Source organism: Hymenobacter segetis (assembly GCF_054776495.1).
In genome coordinates this window covers 108,015-125,030 of the sequence record NZ_BAAHBV010000002.1, presented here as the reverse complement: position 1 = coordinate 125,030, position 17,016 = coordinate 108,015, and the positions used below count along the sequence as shown (strand labels likewise).

At 63.7% G+C, this 17,016-nt stretch carries 11 protein-coding genes; 6 read left to right on the top strand and 5 right to left on the bottom strand.

Going from position 1 to position 17,016, the window contains the following annotated elements:
* Nucleotides 1-10: 10 nt before the first annotated feature.
* Nucleotides 11-1,240: a YHYH protein gene (locus ACYU70_RS11200; RefSeq protein WP_342296570.1), complete on the bottom strand. Its 1,230-nt coding sequence runs from the start codon at nucleotides 1,238-1,240 to the stop codon at nucleotides 11-13.
* Between the two features lie 405 nt (nucleotides 1,241-1,645).
* Here ACYU70_RS11200 and ACYU70_RS11195 point away from each other — a divergent pair, with 405 nt between their 5' ends.
* Nucleotides 1,646-3,502 carry an FG-GAP-like repeat-containing protein gene (locus tag ACYU70_RS11195; protein WP_342296571.1) on the top strand — a complete coding sequence of 619 codons (1,857 nt, stop codon included), beginning with the start codon at nucleotides 1,646-1,648 and terminating at the stop codon, nucleotides 3,500-3,502.
* A 152-nt stretch (nucleotides 3,503-3,654) separates the two neighbouring features.
* Here ACYU70_RS11195 and serA read toward each other — a convergent pair whose 3' ends face one another.
* On the bottom strand, nucleotides 3,655-5,556 hold the full coding sequence (gene serA / locus ACYU70_RS11190; RefSeq protein ID WP_342296572.1) for a phosphoglycerate dehydrogenase: 1,902 nt from the start codon (nucleotides 5,554-5,556) through the stop codon (nucleotides 3,655-3,657).
* Nucleotides 5,557-5,613: 57 nt separating this feature from the next.
* Here serA and ACYU70_RS11185 point away from each other — a divergent pair, with 57 nt between their 5' ends.
* From ACYU70_RS11185 to ACYU70_RS11175, 3 genes are all read left to right on the top strand, one after another.
* On the top strand, nucleotides 5,614-6,255 hold the full coding sequence (locus ACYU70_RS11185; RefSeq protein ID WP_342296573.1) for a hypothetical protein: 642 nt from the start codon (nucleotides 5,614-5,616) through the stop codon (nucleotides 6,253-6,255).
* 10 nt (nucleotides 6,256-6,265) lie between these two features.
* The gene (locus tag ACYU70_RS11180) at nucleotides 6,266-6,622 is read left to right on the top strand and encodes a hypothetical protein (protein WP_342296574.1); all 357 of its coding nucleotides are present in this window, start codon (nucleotides 6,266-6,268) and stop codon (nucleotides 6,620-6,622) included.
* Nucleotides 6,623-6,810: 188 nt separating this feature from the next.
* Entirely contained in the window at nucleotides 6,811-8,805 is a 1,995-nt protein-coding gene (locus ACYU70_RS11175; RefSeq protein WP_342296575.1) for a M1 family metallopeptidase, read from the top strand.
* An 89-nt stretch (nucleotides 8,806-8,894) separates the two neighbouring features.
* Here the strand turns inward: ACYU70_RS11175 and ACYU70_RS11170 are convergent, their stop codons facing one another.
* From ACYU70_RS11170 to ACYU70_RS11160, 3 genes are all read right to left on the bottom strand, one after another.
* Nucleotides 8,895-9,329: a DUF983 domain-containing protein gene (locus ACYU70_RS11170; protein ID WP_342296576.1), complete on the bottom strand. Its 435-nt coding sequence runs from the start codon at nucleotides 9,327-9,329 to the stop codon at nucleotides 8,895-8,897.
* A 165-nt stretch (nucleotides 9,330-9,494) separates the two neighbouring features.
* Nucleotides 9,495-10,355, bottom strand: a complete 861-nt coding sequence (locus ACYU70_RS11165) for a helix-turn-helix domain-containing protein (RefSeq protein ID WP_342296577.1) — start codon at nucleotides 10,353-10,355, stop codon at nucleotides 9,495-9,497.
* A gap of 42 nt (nucleotides 10,356-10,397) precedes the next feature.
* On the bottom strand, nucleotides 10,398-11,114 hold the full coding sequence (locus tag ACYU70_RS11160; RefSeq protein ID WP_342296578.1) for a DUF421 domain-containing protein: 717 nt from the start codon (nucleotides 11,112-11,114) through the stop codon (nucleotides 10,398-10,400).
* 232 nt (nucleotides 11,115-11,346) lie between these two features.
* Here ACYU70_RS11160 and ACYU70_RS11155 point away from each other — a divergent pair, with 232 nt between their 5' ends.
* Together ACYU70_RS11155 and ACYU70_RS11150 are read left to right on the top strand one after the other, a co-directional pair.
* On the top strand, nucleotides 11,347-12,369 hold the full coding sequence (locus ACYU70_RS11155) for a transglutaminase-like domain-containing protein (protein ID WP_342296579.1): 1,023 nt from the start codon (nucleotides 11,347-11,349) through the stop codon (nucleotides 12,367-12,369).
* Between the two features lie 342 nt (nucleotides 12,370-12,711).
* The gene (locus ACYU70_RS11150; RefSeq protein ID WP_342296580.1) at nucleotides 12,712-16,959 is read left to right on the top strand and encodes a T9SS type A sorting domain-containing protein; all 4,248 of its coding nucleotides are present in this window, start codon (nucleotides 12,712-12,714) and stop codon (nucleotides 16,957-16,959) included.
* Nucleotides 16,960-17,016 lie beyond the last annotated feature (57 nt).

Here is a 17,016-nt window from a genome sequence, read left to right as displayed (position 1 = left end):
CTAAACAGCATCAATGTGTCACCACAATTTTTTGGGTGCCGCCAACGTCCGCGCCCTGCACTTTAAGGTAGTAAACGCCGGCCGCCACCCCAGTTAAATCGAGCTCCGCCGGCACCGACGGATGCAGGACTACCGCAGCCGTAACGGGTTGGCCCAGCGTGTTGAAAAGCGTGGCGCGCAAGTCATTCGCAACGCCACCCTCGGGCGCTATCGTCAGCGTGCTGCTGGCCGGGTTGGGGTAGGCGCTCACTTGCAGGCCGGCGGCCAGGAAAGTAGCCGTGACCACATAAGTCGTCACCGGCTCATTCACCACGGCGTGGCCCGATTGCGGGCCGATGGCCCCGGCCGGAATCACCCCATAATAGGTAGGGCCGGGCGTGTAAGGATACGCGCCTTCGTACCGGCTGTTGATGGTGACGAAGTAGGCGTAGGTGCCGGCCGGGTACTCCGGCGTCACGCAGAAGCGGCCGTTGTGGCTGTCCAGGTCGCCGCGGCCGGCCACGTATTCAAAGTCCTCTACATAGTAGCCCAGCGGCTTGGCCGCATTGATGGCGGGGCCGGCCGAGGGGGCCGTGGTGCCGTCGGGCAGCGTGGTGCGGGCCGTAATGTTGCGGGCGCGGTACGAAGTCTTCATGCTTTTGATGGGGCCGGTGCCGTTGGCATTGGCGTAGCCGTAGGCTCCGTAGATGGGGTAGCCATCGAGGGCGAAGCCGATGAGCGGGGCGTGGCGGGTGCTGTCGTGGTCGTTGTAGAGGCAGCGCGGGTTGAGGTGGTGGTGATACTCGCCGTTGGGGGCGGGGTGGCCCAGGCAGGAGTCGAAGCCCGGGCCTTCTACTACGATGGCGTTCTGGTTCCACACGCCCGCGCCGTTGTAGCTCATGGCATCCTTGGCGTTGAAGAGGCTCACGCCGTTGCTCCAGATGCCGGTGTGGCCTAGGGGCGTGGCCGTGGGTGTGCCGGTGTTGGGCGCGGGCGTGCGGGTTATTTTGAACACGAAGTTCTGGTTGGTGGGCACGTTGGGATTGTTGCCCCAGCCGCCGATGGCGTAGCTCGGGATGCCCGTGCAGGTGATGTACACGTTGGCGGCCGAGTACTGCACGCGCTGCACGTTGCTCGGGATGTTGTTGTAGCCGGTGGCCCCGGTGGTGTTCACCAGCCAGCTACTCACGATGGGGGTGACCTGGGCGCGGCTCAGGGTGGGAATCAGCAGCAGGAAGGCCAGAAAGTAGCGATAGGGCATAGGGGAGGGGTTAAAAAGTGAAAGCGTGAAAAAACGCGCTTCACGCCGCGCTGCCGCAAAGCGGCCGGAAGGTAAGCCGGGGCACAGGTTTTCCCACGTTGGCAGTTCCGCAATTAAGGTATGCATGCCGACCAACTGCCGCTTTCACTCGATGACTTGTCGATAGTGCCCGGTAAAACTGAATTAGCTCGGTAAAAACCCGCTCAAAGTAATAATTAGCGGCTTTTTGGTCGGCCAAGGGTCCGGTTTTCACTCACGGGGAATTACCACCCCATTCACCGAGGAACGGCCGGGTTTAGACGAAGGAAAAAATACCGCCTGATGCCCTTGGCCAACTTTGTATCATCAAAACGGCCACAAATAAGCTGGCCCTTCCCCAAGACACTCCGCTTCATCATCAGCATTATGTTTACGCTTGCTACTCCCGCCGCTCGTCTGTTTTGCCTGGCCACGCTGGGCCTGTTGCTGCCCGCCGCCGCCATGGCGCAGGCTCCCACCATCAGCAGCATGACGCCGACCACGGCGGCTCCCGGCGCTACGGTCACCATCACTGGTACTAACCTCACGGGCTTCACTTCGGTGCTGCTGAACGGTCAGGCCGTTCGCGCTACCGCCGGTGCTTTGCCCGCTACCACGGCTACCTTCATTGTGCCGGCCGCTGCGGGCACGGGCCGGGTGCGGCTGACCACGGCCGCCGGCACCGCAGTAAGCGCGGCCCGTTTGGGCGTGACCCGGGTTTCCTCCAACAGCAACTACGGCCAGCTGAACACCAACGCTACCAGCGCCACCGCTGCCGGCAACTTCTCGACTCCCGTAGCCGCCGACCTAGACAAGGATGGCCTGCTGGAACTGCTGGTGGGCCAGGGCGACGGCACCATGATTGACTACGAGCAGACGGCCACCAACAGCGCTTTCAGCACCACGGGCACGGTTATTACCTTGTTCTCGAACGGTGCTACCATCGATGTGGGCCTCTACGCCAAGCCGACGGTGAGCGACCTCGACGGCGACGGCCTGCAGGAAATCATTGTGGGCGAAGAAACCGGCAAAGTGATGATTTATGAGCAGAATGCCAGCACGGGCACCAACGCTTTTAAAATGGGTGCCGGCACCACCTTGTTCGCCAACCCCTACGGTGTTACCGCCTCAGGCACCCCCAACCAGGGCTCCTACGCCCGTCCTTCGGTGGGCGACATCGACAACGACGGCCTGATTGATATCATCGTGGGCAGCAACAACGGCTACCTGAACCGCTACGAGCAGCTTGCCCGCACCAACAACACGACGGCTGGCTTCAGCGCTGCCACCACCATCAAGCTGGCCGATGGCGTGACCATCCTCGATGCCGGCGACGTGAGCAAGCCCCTCATCACCGACTACGACGGCGACGGCAAGCTCGATATGCTGGTGGGCAACATAGTTGGCAACGTGCAGCTCTATACCCAGACTTCGGTTAACGCCCTTACCTTTAGCTTCGTGCAGAACCTGAGCACGGCTGGTACCGCCGCCACGGTTATCAATATGGGTAACTCGGGCACTAACCCCAGCAATAGCGGCGGCTACGCGGCCCCGGCCGTGACCGACTACGACGGCGACGGCCTGCTCGACCTCTTCGTGGGCAACGGCAACGGCACCGTGTACCGCTACGAGCAAAATACTTCGGCCACTGCGCCTTCCATCACGGCTCCGCTGCCGGTAGTGCTCAGCGCCTTCGGCGGCCAGGCCACCAGCGCCGGCAACCGCCTGAGCTGGACCACCGCCCAGGAATTGAACAGCGCCAGCTTCGTGGTTGAAGCCTCGGCCGATGGCACCGCCTTCACTGCTGTAGCTGAGCTGGCCGCCGCCGGCAACAGCACCATAGCCCATAATTACGAGTACCTCGATGCTTCGGCCGCTGCCCAGGCTGCCAGCCGCCGCTACTACCGCTTGCGCCAGGTGGACCTGGACGGCACCACCAACTACTCGCCGGTAGTAGCCCTGAGCCGCACTGCTGCTGCCGCTGCTACTGCCCCCGCCACCGCCGATGCCTACCCCAATCCTTTCACCAACCAACTGTCGGTAGCCCTGCCCGGCACCATCGAGCCCCAGGCCACAACCGTGACGCTGCTCTCGCTGGCAGGCCGCCCGGTGTTCGCTGCCAAGCTGGCCCTGAGCGCCGCCCCCCAGGCCCTGGCCGGTCTGCCCGAACTGCCCGCCGGTGTCTACGTCCTGCGCCTCACCACGGCCGGCGGCAGCATCACCCGCAAGGTGACCCGCCAATAAGCCTCGGCCTTAGCTGAAACGAAGACGGCCCCGGCCTCCGCAAGGAGAGCCGGGGCCGTCTTCGTTTCAAGCTGTCATTCCGACGCAGGAGGAATCTGGGGAAAACTGTTCAAATGGTTTGTCTCAGATTCCTCCTGCGTCGGAATGACATTTTAGTACAGCACCCGGAACTTGATGGTGTGCTCCACCTCGCGCAGCGCCTGAATCACGTCGTGGTCGTACTCGCGGTTGATGTCCGTAATCACGTAGCCGATGTGCTCGTTGGTTTTCAGGTACTGGCCCAGGATGTTGACGTGGTGCTCGGCCAGCACGTTGTTGATTTTGGCCAGCACGCCGGGCACGTTGGCGTGGATGTGGATGAGGCGGTGGGCCTGCTGCGTGGGCAGCTGAATGTTGGGGAAATTGACCGACTGCTGGGTGTTGCCGGTGTTGATGTACTGCATGATGCGCTCCGGCACAAACTCGGCAATGTTGCGCTGGGCCTCGGCCGTGCTGCCGCCGATGTGCGGCGTGAGCAGCACGTTGGTCAGGCCGCGCAGCTCGCTTTCGAAGCTCTCGTGGTTGGTTTTGGGCTCGTAGGGGAATACATCCACGGCCGCGCCGCCGAGGTGGCCGCTGCGCAGGGCTGCTGCCAGGGCCGGCACGTCCACGACGTGGCCGCGGGCGTTGTTGAGGAACAGCGCGCCTTTTCTCATCAGGGCAAATTCCTTCTCGCCGATGTAGTTGGTGTTTTCCACGCGGCCGTCGATGTGCAGCGTCACCACATCGGATTGGGCCAATAGTTCTTCCAGCGTGCGGCACTTCACGGCGTTGCCGAGTTGCAGCTTTTCGGCCACGTCGAAGTACACCACTTTCATGCCCACTGCCTCGGCTACTACCGATAATTGCGAGCCAATATTGCCGTAGCCCACGATGCCGAGGGTTTTGCCGCGAATCTCGAACGAGCCGTTGGCCGACTTATCCCACTCGCCCCGGTGCATTTTGGGGTTCTTCTCGGGAATGCGGCGGGCCAGCACGATGATTTCGCCCAGCGCCAATTCCACCACCGAACGGGTGTTACTGAACGGGGCGTTGAACACGGCCACGCCCTTTTTCATGGCCGCCGTGAGGTCAATCTGGTTGGTGCCGATGCAGAACGCGCCGATGCCGATGAGGCGGTTGGCCGCCTCCAGCACACGCTGGGTCACCTGCGTTTTGGAGCGGATGCCGAGCAGGCTCACGCCCTCGATGCGGGCAATGAGCTCATCCTCGTCGAGGCCGCCCTTAACTTCTTCTACCTGATAGCCTTCCTGACGGAAAAGCTCAGCGGCGCGGGCATCCGGATTCTCCAGCAGGAGGACCTTGATGCGGTTTTTGGGGTATGATAAAGTCATGGGAAGTCTTAGTTGGTACAAAAACTCGTCGAAGGTGGGCAGCACTTCGTCGGCGTGGGCCACCACGGTAGGGCGGCTAACGTTCTCGGTGTAAGCGTAGAAGCGGTGGGCCAGCCCGGCCTCGCGGATTTGATAGTCGGTATACCCATCGCCGAGTACATACACCGGCCCGTCCAAATCGAGCAGCACGAGCTGGCGGATTTTGCCGCCGTCGCGGCTCAGCACGTTACCGGGGTCGCAGCCGGTGATGTTGCCGGCTTCATCAAACGTGAAAGTATTAGCCAGCACGTGGCTGGCCGGAATGCCGAACTCGGCTACCACCGGCTCGATGAACTCGCGGAAGCCGCTGCTCACCACGTAAATGCGGTCGGCGAACTGGTGGAAGAAAGCCCCATTGCGCCGGATGCTCTCGCTCACCTTGGTTTTGAGGCGGGCAATGAGGGGCGCGAGGTGGCGCTCATTGGCCCCCAACAGCGCCAGCCGCCGGGCCAGCGACTCCTGGAAGCCGATTTCGCCGGCCATGCCTTGGTCGGTGAGGGCCCGGATTTGGGCCACTACGTTGGCTTGGTCGGGGTGGCCTTGTAGGGCAATATCGGCTAGCTCATCCAGCCCTTCAACTTGGGTGAAGGTGCTATCGAAATCGAACACGAGGTAGGGCAGGGGCGCGGTGGCGTTGGGCATGAGCGCAAAGATGCGCCCGGCAGTACCTTGGCGCGGCATTCCTTTCCCAAGTATTTTATGAAGCCGCTGCTACTCCTGCTGCTCTCGCTGCTCCTGAAACTGCCTGCCACCGGGCCGCCGGCGGTGCGCGTCGCGTTCAGCCCGTTGACGAAGGTGGCGTATCTGGCGGCGGCGAAAGGGGCTATTGTGACCAAGCCGGTAGTTGCTTTCCCCGTGAAGAAAACGCGGGGCCGCATCGTAATTCCAACGGCCAAAGGGCCAACGGTTTTTAAGGATAACGATGCTGACGAGGAGAATCCTGATTGGGAAAAATTTACTTATCAAGGATATTTACCGAAGTTCGAATGCCACTTGATTTTGCATAATCATTACGAATGGTCCCAGTATATCTTAGTTGATAAAAGTGGGAGGAAGACAGAAATTTCCGGAATGGTGGTCTATTCGCCCGACCTCAGGAGTTTTGTGGCCATATCAGGGGGCGTTGAGAGTGCGATGTATCCCAATTCCATTCAGCTTTTTCGCTTTGAAAGCCACCATTGGCGCGAGGTGTGGAAAATAGAGCCATCAGTTGACCCGGCAACCTGGGAGCCGGACGAAATCCACTGGCTTTCCAACTCAACCCTGCTGCTGAAAAAGAAAATGTGGACCGGCAAAAACCCCGGCACCATCTTCACCTACGCCAAGCTGACAATTCGGTAGCTCATTCATTATGCCCCAACGCCTGCTATTCGTGTACAATGCCGACGGTGGCCGCCTGGCCGGGCTCAAGGATATGTTCCACAAAATTCTCTCGCCCGGCACCTACCCGTGCTCGCTGTGCGCGGTCACGTACGGGGCCACTTCGATGCAGCCGGAGTGGCGCGGGTTTATCAAGACGCTGCCCGTGCCGGTGGAATTTCTGCACCGTGATGAGTTTATCCGGGACTATCCGCAGTGGGCGCGGCACCCGCTGCCGGCCGCTTTCGGCGTGGGCGCGGATGGTGGGCTCATGCCCTTCATCGAAGCGCCGGAGATGGACGCGGCCGATTTGAACGGGCTGATGCAACTGGTGCGGCAGCGGCTGTAGGGGCAGCTGGAAGGGGCTGTAATCCATAAGAACGTCATGCTGAGCTTGTCGAAGCACCTCTACCGCGCAACTAATCCCAATCGACAGGGACAGTATTGCGGTAGAGATGCTTCGACAAGCTCAGCATGACGTTCTTTTGTGTTCTTGATTTCCTGATTTCTCCTCGCTTTACTTCCTTCATCATTCGCATGAAACTCCCTTTCCTGCCCGGCGCGCTGCTGGGCGCGGCCCTGCTCACGGCCGGTCCGGCCCTGGCCCAGGCTCCCAATACCGGCCCGGCTTACGACTCGCGCACGCTGTTCAACCCCTCGTTTATTGAGCAGCTGAGCACGCCCACGCGCACGGCCGGCGGCCAGCCCGGCGCGCAGTACTGGCAGAACGCGGCCGACTATCACATCGATGCCCGCCTCGACGAGAAAGCGGCCCGCGTGAGCGCCACCGTCGACATCACCTACACCAACAACTCGCCCGACCGCCTGCCCTTCGTGTGGCTGCAGGTCGACCAGAACCTGTACCGCGAAGACTCGCGCGGAGCGGCCATCACGCCCATCGGCGGCGGGCGCTTCGGCAACAACTCGCGTGGCTTCCGGGGCGGCGACTCGCTGCAAACCGTGACCATTGAGCTGCACGGCAAGAAGCTGAAGGCCGACTACCGCGTGACCGATACGCGCATGCAAATCATCTTGCCCGAAGCCCTGAAGCCCAACGGCGACAAGCTCGTCATCCACATCGGCTACGGATTCAGCATTCCCGAATACGGTTCTGACCGCCTCGGCCGCCTCAAAACCAAGAACGGCGAAATCTTCGAAGTGGCGCAGTGGTACCCGCGCATGGCCGTGTACGACGACGTGGAGGGCTGGAACACGCTGCCCTACCTCACGGCCGAGTTTTACCTCGAATACGGCAACTTCGACTACACTGTGAACGTGCCCGCCAACTACCTCGTGGGCGGCTCGGGCGAACTGGTGAATCCCGCCGAAGTGCTGACCAGCGCCCAGCAAAGCCGCCTGGCCAAAGCCGCCGGCTCGGACCAGACCGTGATGGTGCGCTCGGCGGATGAGGTGACCCAAGCGGGCTCGCGGCCCGGCGGCAAAAATGGCCGTCTGACCTGGCACTTCAAGTGCCAGCGGGCGCGGGATGTGGCCTGGGCCGCGTCGTCAGCCTTTGTGTGGGATGCGGCCAAGATGAACCTGCCCAGCGGGCGTAAGTCGCTGGCGCAGTCGCTGTACCCGGTGGAGGCGGCCCAGGATACGGCCTGGAACCGCTCGACAGAGTACGTGAAAAAGAGCATCGAATTCAACTCGAAGCAGTGGTACGAATTCACTTACCCGGTGGCGACGAACGTGGCCGGCGTGGTGGGCGGCATGGAGTATCCGGGCATCGTGTTCTGCGGCGTGAAGGCCCGCAAAGCCAGCCTGTACAGCGTGACGGACCACGAGTTCGGTCACAACTGGTTTCCGATGATTGTGGGCTCGAACGAGCGCAAATACCCGTGGATGGACGAGGGCTTTAACACCTTCATCAACATGCTGTCGAGTGCTGATTTCAACAAAGGCGAATACGCTAAGCAGCTGAGCGACACCGCCCGGTTGGTGGCCGGCAACATCCGCTACATCATGGACCCGGCCACCGTGCCGCCCTACACCGTGCCCGACGTGACGCCCTCCAACTACCTCGGCTACGCCGCTTACAGCAAGATGGGCTACGGCCTGTTTCTGCTGCGCGCCGAGATTCTGGGACCGGAGCGGTTCGACTACGCGTTCCGCACCTACATCAAGCGCTGGGCATTCAAGCACCCGCAGCCCAAGGATTTTTTCCGCACCATGAACGAGGCCAGCGGCGAGGATTTGACCTGGTTCTGGCGCGAGTGGGTGTATAACAACTGGACCCTCGACCAGGCCGTGACCACCGTGGCCTACGTGAACCAGGACCCCGCCCAGGGTGCCCTCATCACCGTGGAAAACAAAGGCCAGGCCGCCATGCCCGTCATCGCCGACGTGACCGAAACCAGCGGCAAAACCACCCGCGTGCGCCTGCCCGTGGAAGTATGGCAGCGCAGCGGCACCTGGACGTTCCGCTACAATTCCACCACCCCGCTCACCCTCGTGCGCCTCAACCCGACCAAGCTGCTGCCCGATGCCAACCCCGGCAACAACGTGTGGCGCGCGCAGGTGCTGAAATAATTCTGCTGAGCATCATTGCTTAAGAAACACAAAGCCCCGGCTGCTTCCTGAGCAGTCGGGGCTTTCTTGTGGGGCAATATCGTCGATTATTAATCTTCCGAAGCACCGATGCGCCGGTGGCGTTTCCAATCCGGATTATACTGCGCGCCACCAAACAGATACAACATCAGCGCCCGCGAGTAGCGCAGAATGAGCGGCGTAAGGAGCACTGTAGCCCCGGTGATGATGGCCACGTACACCCACGTGTCGGGGTTGCCCAGCAGGTAATAAGTCAGCAAACCCAGCACCAGAAATGTGGCCACGTTGAAGCCGAAGGTGATGTACATCGAGCCGAAGTAGAAACCCGGCTCGGGCTCGAACGTCTGGCCGCACACGGGGCACTGCTCGGGCATTTGGGCGAATTTGGTGATGTTGAGCGCGGAGTGCGTGAACAGCTTGCCCTGGTGGCAGCGCGGGCAGCGCAGCGTGGCCAGCGCCAGCGCGGTGGAATCAACGAATTCGGGGGTATTAACAGGTTCGGCCATAACCGGGGCGGGGGAGGGAAGCATGAGGGAGCAGAAGCTATACGGGGAAACACGGCCCGCGCCCATGCGCAAGTGGCCGGCGCGGCACCTGCCGCTTTGATACTCCAAAATTACCGGGCACTTCACCCGCCTTCGCAGCCCGTTTGCGGGGGCTTATAGGACAAATCAACGCTGCTGCCGGAAGGCCTCCGGCGTGGTGCCGGTGTACTTGCGGAAGTAGCGCACGAAGTACGACGCATCCTCAAACCCCAGCTCATAGGCCACCTGCGCCACGCCCAGCGCCGAATGGCTCAGCAGCCGCTGCGCCTCGGTGATAATGCGCTCGTGGATGAGGTCGCTGGCCGTTTTATTGAGCACGCGGCGGCACAGGGCGTTGAGGTGGTTGGCCGTGACATGTAGCAGCGCGGCGTAGTCGCGCACGCTGCGCCGGGTGCGGTAGTGCTGGTTGAGCAGCGCCCCGAACTGCCGGATTTGCTGCTGGGCCAGGCCGGCCTCGGCCGTAGCCGGAGCCGCGTAGTGGCGGGCGGCCAGCTCCAGGCACAGGTGCAGGTAGGAACGAAAAACCTCGGCCTGATTGGCTTGAGGGGATGAAAACTCGGCAAACAGGCGTTCGATGAGCGGGCGAATCTCCATTTCGGCGGGCGTCAGGTACAGCACCGGCGGGTGCGTGCTATCGAAAAACGGGAAATCGTAGAGCCCGCTGCCAGGGTAGCGAAATAGGTAGAAATCGGCGCTGAAAAACACCACAAAGCCGCGCGTCTCGGGCGTTAAATGCCAATGATGCACCTGCCCCGGAGCCAGAAAAAACAAGCTGCCCGGCCGCAGCTCATACGTCACCAAATCGACGGTGTGCGTACCCGCGCCCTCGGTGATATAGAGCAGCAGGTAGAAGTCGTGGGCGTGCGGCGCGTTGACGTGCGGAAACCGCACGACGTGCTGTTCGAGGCGGTCGCAGTAGTACGGTGTGTGGGCCAGCGGCCCGGGAAACGAGGCCAGGGCGAGAACCGGCGGGGCGGTGGGCTTCATGCAGCCAAAGGTAGAATGGGGAAGACGCTAGGCCCGACAGAATCATGCCTCCCTTTTTGCCGCGCACACCGGCACCCAGCCTTTGCCCTCACACACCGGGCAGCTGGCCGCCTCCCCCCGCGCCAGCTCCTGCACATGGCCACACTTGCAGCAGGCGTGCGGGCCAGCGGCTTCCACGCGGTGCTGCGATTTGGCTAATAATTCGGGCCAGATGGGCAGGCCGGGCGCGGCCTCCGCTGGTGCGTAGAAGTAGGCGCTGAGGTTGCCGGTGGCCTCCATGTAGGCGCGGCGCACCTGCCCAAGGTGCTCCACCTGCTGCTGCCGTAGCTCGCCGAATAATTCCTTCTGCGTCAGGTTCAGGTTGTCGAGGTTTTTCATGTTGATGCGGCCTTCCTCCACCAGCAGCACGGGCGTGCCTTCGAGCCAGTCACTGAAGCGCGGAAACCACTCGGTGAGGCGATTGAACAGCCAGTACATGGCACTGACCACGGCAAACACGATGACGACGGGCAGCAGCGGCGTGTCGTGGTAAAACATGGTATCACCGGCTGCCGAGCCTAATGCCAGAATGATGCTGAGCTCGAAAATGGACAGCTGCCGCACGCCTCGCCGGCCCGTCACGCGCAGGGTGGCCAGCAGTAGCAGGTAGGTTACCACGCACCGGAACACGACTTCGAGCAGGAAAGTGGGCGGCGCGTCGGCCGTCCAAAGCAGGCGCTGCCAGTCGAAGGGCGTGATGGGTTCGGCGAGGAAAAGCATGAAAATGAAGCAGGGGTGAAGCCGATGCTGGTACGCACGCCCCGGCCCACGGTTGGCCGCGCCGTACCTTTGGGACACTGCTGGGGTCTGGTTGGCCCTGACTGGCGGGCGCTTTCGCAAGCACCGCGTCGGCGGGCATCGCGCGTGGCGGTGGCCGTTGAGTTCGAATTGATTTTCAATTCCAATCCAGCTTTGCCGACGCCCGCCAGCAGCGACTTGTTGCCTCGTTGCCGTGAACGTTTCGTTGTTGATTTCCCCCGCCATTTGGGTGGGGCTGCTGGGTGCGGCCGCGCACCTGCCGGGCTTGGGTGCCCTGGGCCAAACGGCCACCACGCCCCGGAGCCGCACCTTTTTGCTCACCAGCACGGCCACCGTGCCCGTGCCGCCGGCCGGCACCAAAACCCTCGATTTGTGGCTGCCGCTGCCGCATCCCGACGCTAACCAAGAGGTGCACGAGTTGAAAATTGAGTCGCCCGTGCCGTATAAAATTGAGAAGGGTGCTTTCGGCAACCAGATGCTGCACCTGCGCCCCGCCACCGTGCCCACCGCGCCGCTGGTGGTGAAGCTCACGGCCCAAATCACGCGCCGCGAACACCTCAACCTGCGCGCCAACACGCCCACCGCCAAGCCCGCCAAAGAAAAAACCGACCCCGACCTGGCCCGCTGGCTGGCCCCCGACCGCCTCGTGCCCCTCGACCCGCACATCCACGAGCAGGCCGAAGAAGTGGTGGCCAAAACCAACGCCAAAACCCCGCTCGAAAAAGCCCGCGCCATCTACGAGCACGTGGTGAGCACCGTGAAATACGACAAAACCGGCCAGGGCTGGGGCCGCGGCGACATCTACTACGCCTGCGATGCCCGGCGCGGCAACTGCACCGATTTCCACGCCATCGTCATCGGCTACTGCCGCAGCCTAGGCATTCCGGCGCGCTTCAGTATAGGGCTGCCGCTGCCGGCCGAGCGCGGCCACGGCGAAATAAAAGGTTACCACTGCTGGGCCGAGTTCTTCACCCCCGAAACCGGCTGGGTGCCCGTCGATGCCTCCGAAGCCGCCAAAAACCCCGACAAGCGTGCCTACTTCTTCGGTGCCCACGACGAAAACCGCGTCGAGTTCACCCGGGGCCGCGACGTAGAGCTGGCCCCCAAACAAGCCGGCCCGCCGCTCAACTACTTCGTGTACCCCTACGCCGAGGCCGATGGCCAGCCGCTGGAAGTAGCCCGGAAGTACGAATATTCGGACGTGACGGCGCAGTAGTCCTAACAGGATAACAAGGAAACAAACACGTCCTGCTGAGCAACTACGCTCGGCAGGACGTTCTTTTTTAGCTTGTTGTCGTCATTGAGAATAACGTCGCCCGCCGATGGTTAGGGAGTGTTAGCGGGCGGGAGTAGGGGAGGAATGTGGACGGAGCAAGATGAAGTCGGGATGAGCAAAGAATGAAGGAAAAAGGAAGATTAACAAGGCCTTAAACCTTGGCTGGACCCCTGCATCCAACGCGCAACCTACGGATCGGGGACTTATCACGCTACGCTCATGTGAGGGTGCTAACTAGCCGGCCGTTGGGGTATCGCCTTCTTTATTTTTTTCCTGCTTATCATGAAACACCGGTTACTCTTTGGCTTTCTGCTCGCGCTGATAAGCCTGGCCTGGGGCCGCACGGGCGCGGCGGCCACCATCACTACCTCGGTCCTGAACGGCCCGAACTTCTGCCAAAACTCCACGGTGCGGGTGAGCTACGCGGTGAGCGGCAGCATCGACCCCAGCAACGTGTTCACGGCCCAGCTCTCGGACGAAACGGGCTCTTTTGCCGCGCCGGTGGCCATTGGCTCGCTCACGGGCACGGCGGGCGGCACCATCACGGCGGCGCTGCCGGCGGGCGTGGTCACGGGCTCGGGCTACCGCGTGCGGGTGGTGGCTTCCAGCCCCGCTACCATCGGTACCGATAACGGTCAGGATTTGACCATTACCAACATCGGGACCGTGACGGCGGGCAGCAACTCGCCGCTTTGCGCCGGGGGCAACCTGCTGCTCACGGCCAGCACGGTGCCGGGGGCCAGCTATTCCTGGACCGGCCCCAACGGCTTTACCTCGTTGCTGCAAAACCCCACCATCGCCAACGTGGGCGTGAACCGCTCGGGCACCTACACCGTGACGGCCAACTCGAACGGCTGCTCGGCCACGTCGGCGGTGGTGGTGACGGTGAACGCGCTGCCCACGGCCAGCGTGAACCCGGTGGCCACGGCCATCTGCGCCGGCCAGTCCATCACGCTGAACGCCAGCGGCGGTACCAGCTACTCCTGGAGCCCCGCCACCGGCCTGAGCAGCAGCACCGTGGCCAGCCCTACGGCCTCGCCCACGGCCTCTACTATTTATACGGTGACGGTGACGAACGCCGCCGGCTGCTCCAGCACGGCCCAGGCCACGGTGACGGTGCGGGCTACGCCGGTGCTCACGGTGTCGCCCAACACCACGATTTGCGCCGGCAGTTCCACCACGCTTTCGGCCAGCGGCGCGCAGAACTACACCTGGAGCCCCAGCACGGGGCTGAACAACCCGCGCTCGGCCACGCCCATCGCCTCGCCCACCGCCACCACCACCTACACCATCACCGGCGACAACGGCAACTGCTCGGCCACATCCACCGTGACCGTGACCGTGGAGCCCCTGCCCACGCCCAACGCCGGCCCCGACCGCGTGCTGTGCTCCGGCCAGTCGGCCCAGCTAGGCAGCGCCCCCGCGACGGGCCTCACGTACAGCTGGTCGCCGAGCACGGGCCTGAGCAGCACGTCCAGCGCCCAGCCCACCATCACCCTCACCAATACCGGCACGGCCCCGCGCACTACCACCTACACGCTCACGGCCGTATCGGCCACGGGCTGCGTGGGCAGCAGCACCGTGCGCGTGACCGTGAACCCCGCCGTGACCGCGAATGCCGGCGCGGCTCAGACGTTCTGCTCGGGCGGCTCGGCCCAGTTGGGCACGGCGGCCGCCACGGGCTACACTTATAGCTGGAGCCCTGCTACCGGCTTAAGCAACACCACCGTGGCCCAGCCCACCGTGACGTTGACTAATACCACCGGCGCACCCATTACCACCACCTACACGCTCACGGCTTCCAGCAACGGCTGCTCCAGCACCAGCACCGTGGCCGTGACGGTGAACCCGGCTACCTCGGCCGCCTTTGCCTATAATGCAGCCTCGTACTGCCAGAGCAGCGCCAACCCCACGCCCACCATTACCGGCACGGCCGGTGGCGGCTTTACTTCGGCAAGTGGTCTGATTATTAACGCCGTGACGGGACAAATCAATCTGGCTGCCAGCACGGCCGGCACCTACACCGTCACCTACAGCGTGGGCGGCCCCTGCCCCAGCACCAGCACCCAGCAGGTGACCGTGGCCACGCCCGGCGCGGCCGGTTTCAGCTACGCCAATGCGGCCTACTGCGCCAGCGGGGCCAACCCTACGGCCACCCTTACGGCCGGCGCGGCCGCCGGCACGTTCACGGCCTCGCCCACGGGCCTGAGCCTGAATGCCAGCACCGGGGCCATCAACCTGGCCGCCAGCCAGCCCGGTACTTACACTGTCACCAATACCGTATCGGCCAATGGGGCCTGCCAGGCCGCCTCGGCCACCACGCAGGTGAGTGTCAGCGCCGTGCCGGCGGCGGCTTTGGCCGTTAGCGGCCCCACCACCATCTGCCAGGGCAGCACCGTGACGCTGACGGCCAACGGCGGCAGCACCGGGGCTACCTATCAGTTTTTGCTGAACGGCCAGCCGATAAATGGGGCTACGGCCGCCACCTACGCAGCCGCCCAGAGCGGCACATACAGCGTGGTCGTAACCAACCCCGGCAACTGCACCGCTACTTCGGCCGGCACTGCCATCACCGTAAACCCTGTGGCCACGCCCACCGTGGCCTACGGCGCTACCAGCTACTGCCAGAACGCCGGCACCAACCCCGGCCCCACGGTTTCGGTGGCGGGCGGCACCTTTAGCGCGCCGGCGGGCCTGAGCCTGAATGCCGGCACCGGCGTTATCAACCTGGCCACCAGCCAGCCCGGGACCTACACCGTGAGCTACTCGGCGGGCAGCCCCTGTCCGGGCACCGGCACGGCCAGCATCACTATTAATGCGGCTCCGAGCGCGGCGTTTGCCTACGCTTCGTCTACGCTGTGCGCTAGCGGGGGCACGGCCACGCCTACCATCACGGGCACGGCCGGCGGCACCTTTACCTCGGCGGCGGGCCTGAGTTTGAATGCCAGCACCGGGGCCATCAACCTGGCGGCCAGCACGGCGGGCACCTACACCGTAACGTACACGGTGAGTGGAAACTGTACGGCGGCGGCTTCGGCCAGCGTCACCATCACTACGGCTCCGGTAGCGGCTTTCAGCTATCCGGTAACCAGCTACTGCGCGGCGGCCCAGGGCAACGTGGCCCCGGTATTCGGCAGCGGGGCCAGTGCCGGCACGTTCACTTCAACTCCCGGCCTGAGCCTCGACCCGGCCACCGGCGTGGTGAACCTGGCGGCCAGTCAGGCCGGCAGCTACACCGTGACCAATACCATTGCGGCTTCGGGCTCGTGCGCGGCTACTGCGGCTACGGCTCCCATCAGCATCAGCCCGGCTCCGGTGGCCGCCATTTCGGCTGGCGGCGCTACTGCCATTTGCCAGGGTAGTGCGGTGCTGCTCACGGCCACTGGCGGCGGGGCGGGGGCTACCTATCAGTTTCTACTCAATGGCCAGGCTATTGCCGGGGCTACCACCGCTACGTATTCGGCCAGCGCGGCCGGCAGCTACGCGGTGGTGGTCACCAGCGGCAGCGGGTGCTCGGCCACCTCGGCGGCCACGGCCGTGACGGTGACACCGGCCACTTCGGCCACGTTCAGCTACGCCGCTACCGGCTACTGCCTGAGCAGCCCCACCTCTACGCCGAGCATTACCGGCACCACGGGCGGCACGTTTGCCTCAACTACGGGCCTGAGTCTGAACCCGACCACGGGGGCCATCAGCCCCGCCACCAGCACGCCCGGCACCTATACCGTCATGTACAGCGTGGGCGGCAGCTGCCCCAGCAGCAGCACGGCCACCATCACCATCTCGGCCCCGGCCTCGGCGGCCTTCAGCTACGGCAGCTCGTCGTTGTGCGCCACCGGCTCTGCCACCGCCGCGCTGGCCACCGGAGCCAGCGCCGGCACGTTCTCCTCAACCACCGGCCTGAGCCTCAATGCCAGCACGGGGACCATCAACCTGGCCGGCAGCACCCCCGGCACCTATACCGTGACCAACACGGTGAGCAATGCCGGGGCCTGCGGCGGGGCCACATCCACGGCTACGGTAACCATCAATGCCCTGCCCACGCGCCCCACGGTGACTGCCCAGTACAATGGCCCCACCACCACGCTCACCAGCAGCGCCCCCACCGGCAACCAGTGGTACCTGAACGGCGTGGCCATTGCCGGGGCCACCGGCCCTACTTATGTGGTGAACTCGGCCGCCCAGCTGGGTTCCTACACCGTGACGACGACCTCGGCCCAGGGCTGCGCCTCGCTGCCGTCGGCCCCGCTTGTGGTGACGGCCACGGCGAAGCAACTGGCCGCTGCCGCGCTGCAAGTGTACCCCAACCCCACGCCCGACGGCAAGCTGCTGGTGCAGCTGACCAGCGTCCACCAGGCGGTGCAGCTCAGCGTGCTCAATGCGCTGGGGCAGGTGGTCTATCGGGCCGCGCTGCCGGCTTCGGCCACTGCCGCGCAGCCCCTCGACCTGAGCGCCTTGCCCACCGGCGTGTACCTGCTGCGCGCTACCTCGGCCGACGGCACGGCTACCCGCCGTATCGTGCGGGAGTAGGCGAGCGTATTACATAATAAAAAAGGCCCGTCAGCTGCTGCTGACGGGCCTTTTTGT